This window comes from Pseudomonas sp. 5Vm1k (assembly GCF_056161485.1).
Window position 1 is genome coordinate 69,260 of record NZ_JBSPCZ010000025.1, and the last position, 9,399, is coordinate 78,658.

The window sequence follows — 9,399 nt, forward strand, 5'->3', positions numbered from 1 at the left end:
AGCATGTCTAGATTTACCCACACTTTGTTGGGCACGGCGCTGGCCGTCAGCCTGCTCGGCAGCGGTCTGGTTCAGGCCAAAGTCAGTGAGGAGGAAGCCGCGCGCCTGGGCAAGGACCTGACACCGATGGGCGCCGAGAAAGCCGGCAATGCCGACGGCAGTATCCCGGCCTGGACCGGCAAATGGCGTGGCCTGCCGCCGCAACTCAAATATGCCGGCCCCGGCACGCCGTACCCGGACCCGTACGCTGCCGAAAAGCCGCTGTTCGTGATCAATGCGCAGAACATGGACAAGTACGCCGACAACCTCACCGATGGCGAGAAAGCGCTGCTCAAACGCTACCCTGCCACCTTCAATATGCCGGTGTACCCGAGCCACCGGGACTTCCGTTTCGACCAGCGACTGGAAGATGCGGTCAAGAAAAACGCGGTGAACGCAGAACTGTCCAATGACAACAACGACACGCAAAACGCCTGGGCCGCTTCACCGTTCCCGATTCCGAAAAACGGCAGCGAGTTGATGTTCAACCACACGCTCGCCGGGCGTGCCAATACCGAAGAGGCCAACTACCAACAAGCGGTGGTTTATTCCAATAAAGAGCGAGTGCTGGAAGAGGTCAATTACAAGATCTTCTCGATCTGGTCCAGCCCGGATAAAACCCTGGAAAGCGCCAACGGCGTGCTCACCAACTTCTTGATCACCACCCTGGAACCGGTGCGCAAAAAAGGCGAGATCGTTGTGGGCCACGAGTTCATCAACCCGACCGCCTCGCCGCGTCAAGCCTGGCAGTACAGTCCGGGGCAACGTCGGGTACGTCGTGCGCCGACCGTGGGTTATGACTCGCCCACCGGCGCCGGCGGTTTCCGGGTGTATGACGAAGACCGTTTGTTCAACGGCGCTCCGGATCGCTACAACTGGACCATCGTCGGCAAAAAAGAAATCTACATCCCGTATCACAACTACAAGATCGACGACCCGAGCGTGAGCACCGACCAGATTCTGGCCACCACCGGCCACGTCGATCCGCAGTTCATGCGCTACGAAAAGCACCGCGTCTGGGTGCTGCAGGCCACCCTCAAGGAAGGTGCCCGACATGTTTACGCCAAGCGCGTGATGTACCTCGACGAAGACACCTGGGCCGCGACCCTGGCCGACAACTACGACAGCCGCGGGCAACTGTGGCGCACCAACATGCAGACCTCGGTCTACGCCTACGAGATGCAGCGCTACCACGCTCGCCTCGGGATTTACCACGACCTGATCGCCGGGTCCTATCTGGTCGACCGCCTGCTGGTCGATCAAAAGCCGGCCAAGCTTAACGCCACCACCTTCGGTGAAGACGAATTCACCCCAGGCAACCTGCGCAAACTCGGCACCCGCTAAGCCCCAGGCGCCTCGACCGATTATTTCGGTCGGGGCGTTTTGCTTTTTTTTGTTTGCTGACTTCACGGACGTTTTCCCATGAATAAATTGCTGATTGGCGTGATCGCCACGGCCAGCGTCGGCCTGTCGATGCAGGCCAACGCCTTGAACATCTTGCTGACCAACGACGACGGCTGCCGTGCCCCCGGTATCGATGCGATGTACCGCGCGCTGACCGCCGCCGGGCACAAGGTGACCCTCGTTGGCCCATTGAACGACAGCAGTGGCATCAGCGCCGCCAGCGTGGTCGTGCCCGGCCAGGCTGTGGCAGTGACCGAGCTGGCGCCCGGCAAATTTTGCGTCGGACCACCCGACGGCTACACCCCGCCCGCGAGCAAGACCTCAGCGATTGGCACTCCGGTGGATGCGGTCAACGTCGGCCTGGACGTGGTACTCAAGGACAATCCACCGGACCTGGTGGTGTCGGGCAGCAATTTTGGCGAAAACGTCGGCCCGCTGACGCAAATGTCCGGCACCTTGAACGCCGCCGTGCGTGCGATGTTCAAGGGCATTCCGGCGGTGGCGGTGTCGACGGCCATCGACATGGACTTGATCATCCGCGACCAACAGGCCGGCTACCGCAAAACCCTCGGCGCGATGGACGACACTGCGCGGTTTGCAGTGAAGGTCATCGAACAGGCGAGCCTAGCGGGTGCTCAAGCCAGACAGGCCTGCGTCAAAAACAAGCACACATGCGAACTTAACGTACTCGGTTTGCCGGGCGTCAGCGGGTTGAACCTCAACTATCCGGCGTTGCCAGCCCGTGAAGTCAAAGGTGTGAGCTTTGCCCCGATCGGCAATTGGGACCGAGTGAACTTCACCTCCCAGCGCGGCGCCGACGGCGTGGTGCACGTCAATCTGGTCGCCCCGGCGACACCAACGGCAGCACAGCAAAAGGCCGATGCGTATCAGCTGTGGCAGGGGCATGCGGTGATTACCGTGATCGACGGCAACATGAGTGCACCGGAGGCGGTGCAGGATCGGGCGAAGAAAATGTTGCGAGGGGTGAAGCCTTAACATCTGTATCACTCATCTGACTGCCTTCGCGAGCAAGCCCGCTCCCACAGGGGATCGAGGTCGTTCACCAATACCGAGACCGACACAAACCTGTAGGAGCAAGGCTTGCCCGCGAAGAGGCCGGCACGTTCAATATTGATGTTGTCTGTGACTCAGCCTTCGCGAGCAAGCCCGCTTCCACAGGGGATCGAGGTCGTTCACCAATACCGAGACCGGCACAAAAACCTGTAGGAGCAAGGCTTGCCCGCGAGGAGGCCGGAACGTTCAATATTGATGTTGTCTGTGACTCAGCCTTCGCGAGCAAGCTCGCTCCCACAGGGGATCACGGTCGTTCACAAATACCGAGACCGGCACAAAAACCTGTAGGAGCGAGGCTTGCCCGCGAAGACGGTATGTCTGTAACGATGATGTTGACTGACACTCCGCCTTCGCGGGCAAGCCTTGCTCCTGCAGGTTTATCGGCTGGCCTCAGATGGTGGGTTGGAACGGTACGAACTCGGTGACTTCCAGGTCAAACCCGGACACAGCTTTGTACGGCACCGGCGAGCTCATCAGGCGCATTTTGCGTACGTTCTGATCGCGCAGGATCTACGCGCCGACGCCCAGGGTCCGTTGCGGGAACTGCGGCAGTCGAGGTTTGCCACCGCTGCGCTGACGCAATTGTTCGAGGACGCCCTCGGCGGTTTCCTTCTGCGCCAGCAACACCAGCACCCCACAACCGGCCGCCGCGATGCTTGCCAGCGAACGCTCCAGTGTCCATTGCTGCGGCCCGTCTTCGCTTTCGCAGCCCAAGACATCGCGCAAGGTCTCGATGCTTTGTACCCGCACCAGAATCGGTTGGGCGCTGTCGATCCGGCCTTTGACCAGCGCCAGATGCAGCAAACCCTGATAAGTATCCTGATAGGTCGTCACCTGAAACTCGCCATGCCGGGTGTGCAACGGGTATTCGCCGCCGCGCTCAATCGTGCCTTCGTGGCGGATGCGGTAGTGGATCAGGTCGGCAATGTTGCCGATGCGCAGACCATGGCGGCGGGCAAATTCGTGCAGTTCAATGCCACGGGCCAGTTCACCCTCTTCATTGAGAATGCTCACCAAAGTCGCCGCCGGTTGCAGACCTGCCAGGCGCGTCAGGTCGCAAGCGGCCTCGACATGCCCGGCGCGCTGCATGACGCCACCGGGCAAAGCCTGCACCGGAAAGATATGTCCCGGCTGAACCAGGTCCGCCGGACCGCTGGCCGGGTCGACCGCCACCTGAATCGAACGCGCCCGATCCGCAGCGCTGATGCCCGTGGACACGCCGGTGGCCGCTTCAATCGAGCGGGTAAACCCCACGCCATGCTGCGCCCGGGAATTGGGCACCATCAGGTCCAGCCCCAACGCGCGACAACGCTGCTCGGTCAACGCCAGGCAAATCAACCCGCGCGCCTGCACCGCCATGAACGTAACCGCTTCAGCGCCGGCCTGTTCGGCGGCTATCAACAACGAGCCTTCAGCAGCGTGTTCGTCGTCGGTGATCACCACCATCTGCCCGGCAGCAATCGCTTCGATCAGCTGCGGCACGGTGTCGAAGGCCAGGTTTGCCGCGCCGTTCAATTGAGTGCCCTGCGCAGGTCGGCCGCCGCGTCGGACAATGCGTGTGCGGCACCCTCGACAAACGGCGCCATGCTGATAAACCCGTGGATCATGCCTTCGCAACGCTGCATCCGAACCGGCACGCCGGCCTCGCGCAGGCGCTGGGCAAAGGCCTCGCCCTCATCGCGCAACGGATCAAACCCGGCACTGATCAGGGTGGTCGGCGGCAGATCCGCCAGGCTCTCGGCCCGCAACGGTGAGGCCAGCGGATCATCACCCTGCCCGGTGTCCTGCAAATACTGCTGCCAGAACCAGTACATCATCGCGCCAGTCAGGAAATAACCCTCGGCAAAATCCTCATAGGATTGACTGTCACACCGGGCGTCGGTGACCGGGTAAAACAGACACTGGTAACTGATCTTCGGCCCTTGGCGTTGCGCAGCGAGACGACTGACCGCGAGCGCCAGATTGCCCCCGGCGCTGTCCCCGGCCAGCGCCAGACGACTGCCATCGACGCCGAGTTCGGCCGCGTGATCGACCAGCCAACAGGTGGCCGCGTAGCAATCCAGCGGCGCAGCCGGAAAATGGTGTTCCGGCGCCAGGCGATAAGCCACAGACACCACCACCGCCTCCGTCTGGCGGGCCAGCGAACGGCAAAGGTTATCGTGGGTATCGAGGTTGCCCATGACAAAACCGCCGCCATGGAAAAACACCAGCAGCGGCAGATTGTCTTCCTCTAAGGGCCGATACAGCCGCGCGTCCAGCTCACCGGCAGCTCCGGCAACCTGCAAATGACGCACTTCGATCATCGGATCGCCGGGTATCGCGGGCAGCAGGTTGTCGGAGAATTGCCGGTATTGCGCGGCGTCGAGCTGGCTGAAATCGGGCGCCGGCAGGTCGCTGAACTGCTGGAGCACCGCGGCGATCTGCTTATCGAGCGGCATGGGCGTGTTCCTCTACATCGGTCATTTGAAACTGCGGATTGGTTTCTTCCAGGATGCTGTGCACCCGCCGCTCCAGCGCTGGTTTGAAGCCTTTGTGGGGAAAAACCCAGAAGCGTTTTTGCGCGATAGCGGCGAACACATGTTCCGCCAGTTCGCCCGGCGTCATGCCTTGGCGAATGCTGCTGTCGAGCAATTCGCTGAAGGCTGAACCTGTCGCATCCACCACCTGGTTCGAGGCCATGATTTCACTGGCCACAGGCCCTGGGCACACCACTGAAACCGACACCTGCGCCCCCAACATGGTCAATTCGTAATGCAGGGTTTCCGAGAGCGCGACCACTGCCTGTTTGGTCACGTTGTAAGGCGCCATCAACGGGCTGCTGAGCAGGCCCGCTAGCGACGCCGTGTTGATCACATGGGCTGGCCGTCCCTGGCGCAGAAACAGCGGCACGAAACTGCGAATGCCATTGATCACACCGTTGAGGTTGACGTTGAGCATGCGCTGCCATTGCGCCTGACTGATTTCCCAGCTGTAGCCGGTTTGCATCACGCCGGCGTTATTGAACAGCAGATCCACCCCGCCAAAGTGCTCGACAGCAACATCACGCAAGCGCTCGACGTGTGCCAGATCACCGACGTCCGTGACACAGTCAATTGCTTGTGCGCCGCCAACGTTCAATTCATCACATAACGCGTGCAGGCCCGGAGCGTCCAGATCGGCCAGCACCAGGCGCATGCCCAACTTCGCTGCGTGTTCGGCCAGGCCTCGACCGATACCGCTGGCGGCCCCGGTAATCACCGCGACCGGCCCTTGTTCATTACTCATCGCCAACTCCTGCCATGGGTCCAATGGCGTCAGTAGAGCGGGCGCGCGTCAACCGGCCATCGTCCATTCAGACGATGCCCGCTTCTACAGGGGCGGCAGAATCCGTGACAGGCGCCAAACCCGTGAACCCTGGGAGAATAATAAGATGAGTACCCTGCACCGCATCGAAGCCAAACTGCTGGAAGACCGCTATGCCCGCGGCTGGCATTGCCTGGGCCTCGCCGCCCGGTACCGCGATGGCAAGGCCCACCGCCTGGAGGTGTTCGGCACCCGGTTGGTGGCCTTCCAGGGCGAAGACGGCGAGTTGCACATCCTTGACGGTTATTGCCCGCACATGGGCGCCGACCTGAGTACCGGTTGCGTTGAGGGCAACTCGATTCGTTGCCCGTTCCACGCCTGGCGCTGGGGCGCCGATGGCGTCTGCGATGACATTCCTTACGCCAAACGCATTCCACCGCGGGCCAGACTCAAGAGCTGGCCGCTGATGGAAGAAAACCAGTTGCTGTTCATCTGGAATGACCCGCAAGGCAATCCGCCGCTGCCCGAGCAACGCATCCCGCGCATCGACGCCTGCTTCAGTGACGAGTGGGCCGAGTGGGAAGTCGCCGAATTGCAGATCGAGACCAATTGCCGCGAACTGATCGACAACGTCGCCGACATGGCGCATTTCGGCACGGTGCATGGCGCACCGGTCGAACGTTTCAGTAACGTCTTTGAAGGCCATCTGGCGACCCAGATCATGAGCGCCCGTAGCGAGCGCCTGTCCGGTGACAGCGCACTGAGCACCGTGGCCACCTACTACGGCCCGGCTTATCAGATCACCGAAATGACCGGCGCGATGAACGGCCAGCCGATTCACTCGATCCTGCTCAATTGCCACGTGCCGATCGACCTCGACAGCTTCACCCTGCGCTACGGCGTGCTGGTGAAAAAAATCCCGGGGCTCAGTGAAGAACAGAATCAGGCGATGGCTAAAGCTTATGTGCAACAGGCCCAGGAGGCCTTCTACGAAGACGTGACGATCTGGCACAGCAAGACCCGCGTCGATAACCCGTTGTTGTGCGACGGCGACGGCCCGGTCTATCAATTGCGCCGCTGGTATGAGCAGTTCTACACCGACGTTGAAGCACTGTCGGCGGACGTGCTGGAGCACAAACGTTTTGATGTGCGCGCCAGCGAACGGGTCTGATTAGGGGGGCTTTCGCGCTCCCCGCGCCTGACCGGCAGCCGCCCGTCAGGCGCTGCGCCCGTGCGTTGCAAGGACTCGATCTCGGCGCTTATTCTCGGCCACCGCCAACGCTAATAATAAGAACGGTTTTTCCTATGCAGCAGAGCCTTAGCCTCGATACGTTCAGTGATCTACTCGGCAACCTTTATCAGGGACCGCTGGAAACCATTCCCTGGGCGACCTTTCTCAATCAGCTCAACGTGTATCTGGAAAGCAAGTACGTGACCTTCATCCTGCGTCCGCCCAGCGCGCATGTGGACGGATTGATGGTCAACACCACCGGCACCTCGACCGAGGCCACCGCGTCGTATAACAAGCATTTTTTCACCCTCGACCCCTTTGTCGATCTGCCCAACCGCCAGGTTGTGACCCTCGCCGAGTTTGTCTCCAACGATGATTGGCAGCACTCGGAGTTCTACAAGAATTTCCTTGAACCGGTGGATGTGTTCCACATCCTCGGCGCCGATATCAATACCAGTGACGGTGCGCAGTGCCGCATCCGCATCAGTCGCGGACGCGACGACAAGGCTTTTGGAAACGAAGAGAAAGCGTTGCTGACACACTTCATTCCACACCTGGAACGCTCGATAAAGATCCACATGCAGCTCAACCGCATCGAAGCCGAGCGCAACCTGTACGCTGGCGCGGTGAATCAGATGGCGGTCGGCACGATCATCCTCGATGAGGCCGGTAAAGTGCTGCAGACCAACCAGGTTGCCGATCGGCTGATTCAGGAAAAGGACGGCATCAAACTGGTCAACGACGGCCTGCAAGTCGGCACCGCACGCGATACCCAAGAGTTTCGACGCTTGGTGAAGCAATCGCTGCTCTCGCAAAAAAGCAGCAACCCGTCGGTGGTCGAGGCCTTGCGCGTGCAACGGCCATCCGGGCGTGCGGACCTGGGGATCATCGTGCGCTCGGTGCCGCTGTCGGACTGGAGCGAAGGCAAGCAGTGCCCCACCGTGGTGATTTTTATCAGCGACCCGGAGCAACAGTCCACCGCGCCCCAGGAAATCGTCCGCGCACTGTTCGACTTCACTCCGGCCGAAACGCAACTGGCGATGTTGCTGGCCAACGGCTTGACCCTCGACGAAGCCTCTGAAGAATTGGGCATCAGCCGTAACACCTCGCGTGCGCACTTGCGCTCAACCTTCTCCAAGACCGGCGTGACCCGCCAGACCATGCTGGTGCGCCTGATCCTGCGCAGCGTGGCGACCCTCGGCTGACGTTCAACTTCCGCCCTCGTCCGCTCGGACGATGGCGGCCCTGCCGGCACGGCGCACAGTGGCTTATCCCAACCAGGGGCCTGACCATGCGCAACTGTCCAACCATCCTCAAGACTGAACTGCTGGCCGAAAGCGGCTATTTCCAGATCGAAGCCCTGCACCTGCAATTCAGCAATGGCCAGCAGCGCATTTACGAACGCCTGCGCGGCACCGGTTATCGCTCGGTGATGCTGGTGGCGATGCCCGATCCGCTGCATGTATTGCTGGTGCGGGAATACGCGGTGGGCGTCGAAAAAACCGTGCTGGGTCTGCCCAAGGGCGGCGCCGAACCTCACGAAGACTACTTGCAAGCTGCGCAACGGGAACTCAGCGAAGAAGTCGGGCTGCGCGCCGCACGCCTCAGCGAACTGGGGGAATTGACCCTGGCACCGGGTCACCTGTGCCATTCCTGCCGCGTGGTGCTGGCCGAACAACTGAGCCCGTGCCAACTCGAAGGCGACGAACCCGAACCACTGGAATGCCTGCGCGTCCCCTTGACGCAAATCCCCGACCTCGTCGCCCGCGGCGAACTCAACGAAGCCCGCGCCATCGCGGCGTTGTTCATGGCCATGGGCGCCCTCGCCCGGCGCGGCTAACCCAAACACCACCCCTCGTAGGAGCAAGGCTTGCCCGCGAACAGGCCGGCACGTTCAGCATTGATGTCGCCTGCCACATCGCCTTCGCGGGCAAGCCTCGCTCCTACGGGGATTGAGATTGGCCGCAAATTCCCGGACCGCCACGCCGTCCCTGTGGGAGTGGGCTTGCTCGCGAAAGGGCCGGCACATTCAACATCAATGTTGCCTGCCGAACCGCCTTCGCGAGCAAGCCCGCTCCCACATTGGATCTCTGCCATACATCAACTCTGTGTTCGACAAACATCCCCCTGTGGGAGCGAGCCTGCTCGCGAAGAGGCCGGCACGTTCAGCATTTATGTCGCCTGACACATCGCCTTCGCGGGCAAGCCTCGCTCCTACGGGGGATTGGGATTGGCCGCAAATTCCCGGACCGCCACGCCATCCCTGTGGGAGCGGGCTTGCTCGCGAAAGGGCCGGTACATTCAACATCAATGTTGCCTGCCGAACCGCCTTCGCAAGCAAGCCCGCTCCCACATTGGATCTCTGCCAT

The 9,399-nt window shown here is 61.3% G+C and carries 7 protein-coding genes and 1 pseudogene; 5 read left to right on the plus strand and 3 right to left on the minus strand.

Features of this window, described 5'->3' with window-relative positions:
- Positions 1 to 3 precede the first annotated feature (3 nt).
- Positions 4 to 1,383, plus strand: coding sequence for a DUF1329 domain-containing protein (locus ACWIKB_RS30520; RefSeq protein WP_475271223.1), 1,380 nt, complete (start codon positions 4 to 6; stop codon positions 1,381 to 1,383).
- A 78-nt stretch (positions 1,384 to 1,461) separates the two neighbouring features.
- Positions 1,462 to 2,439: a 5'/3'-nucleotidase SurE gene (gene surE / locus ACWIKB_RS30525; protein ID WP_475271224.1), complete on the plus strand. Its 978-nt coding sequence runs from the start codon at positions 1,462 to 1,464 to the stop codon at positions 2,437 to 2,439.
- Positions 2,440 to 2,907: 468 nt separating this feature from the next.
- Here surE and ACWIKB_RS30530 read toward each other — a convergent pair.
- The 3 genes and pseudogenes from ACWIKB_RS30530 to ACWIKB_RS30540 form a co-directional block, all read right to left on the minus strand.
- Positions 2,908 to 4,032, minus strand: a pseudogene (locus ACWIKB_RS30530) (3,4-dihydroxy-2-butanone-4-phosphate synthase).
- A complete protein-coding gene (locus ACWIKB_RS30535; protein ID WP_475271225.1) occupies positions 4,029 to 4,955 on the minus strand; it encodes an alpha/beta hydrolase in 927 nt (308 codons plus the stop codon). The pseudogene ACWIKB_RS30530 and the gene ACWIKB_RS30535 overlap by 4 nt, the downstream one beginning before the upstream one ends.
- Positions 4,942 to 5,781, minus strand: coding sequence for an SDR family NAD(P)-dependent oxidoreductase (locus ACWIKB_RS30540; RefSeq protein ID WP_475271226.1), 840 nt, complete (start codon positions 5,779 to 5,781; stop codon positions 4,942 to 4,944). Before ACWIKB_RS30540 ends, ACWIKB_RS30535 begins: the two co-directional genes overlap by 14 nt.
- A gap of 145 nt (positions 5,782 to 5,926) precedes the next feature.
- Between ACWIKB_RS30540 and ACWIKB_RS30545 the strand changes: the two genes are divergently transcribed.
- From ACWIKB_RS30545 to nudE, 3 genes are all read left to right on the plus strand, one after another.
- Entirely contained in the window at positions 5,927 to 6,970 is a 1,044-nt protein-coding gene (locus tag ACWIKB_RS30545; protein ID WP_401325119.1) for a 3-ketosteroid-9-alpha-monooxygenase, oxygenase component, read from the plus strand.
- A gap of 134 nt (positions 6,971 to 7,104) precedes the next feature.
- Positions 7,105 to 8,235: a helix-turn-helix transcriptional regulator gene (locus ACWIKB_RS30550; RefSeq protein ID WP_475271227.1), complete on the plus strand. Its 1,131-nt coding sequence runs from the start codon at positions 7,105 to 7,107 to the stop codon at positions 8,233 to 8,235.
- An 86-nt stretch (positions 8,236 to 8,321) separates the two neighbouring features.
- Positions 8,322 to 8,870: an ADP compounds hydrolase NudE gene (nudE, locus tag ACWIKB_RS30555; RefSeq protein ID WP_401325113.1), complete on the plus strand. Its 549-nt coding sequence runs from the start codon at positions 8,322 to 8,324 to the stop codon at positions 8,868 to 8,870.
- Positions 8,871 to 9,399 lie beyond the last annotated feature (529 nt).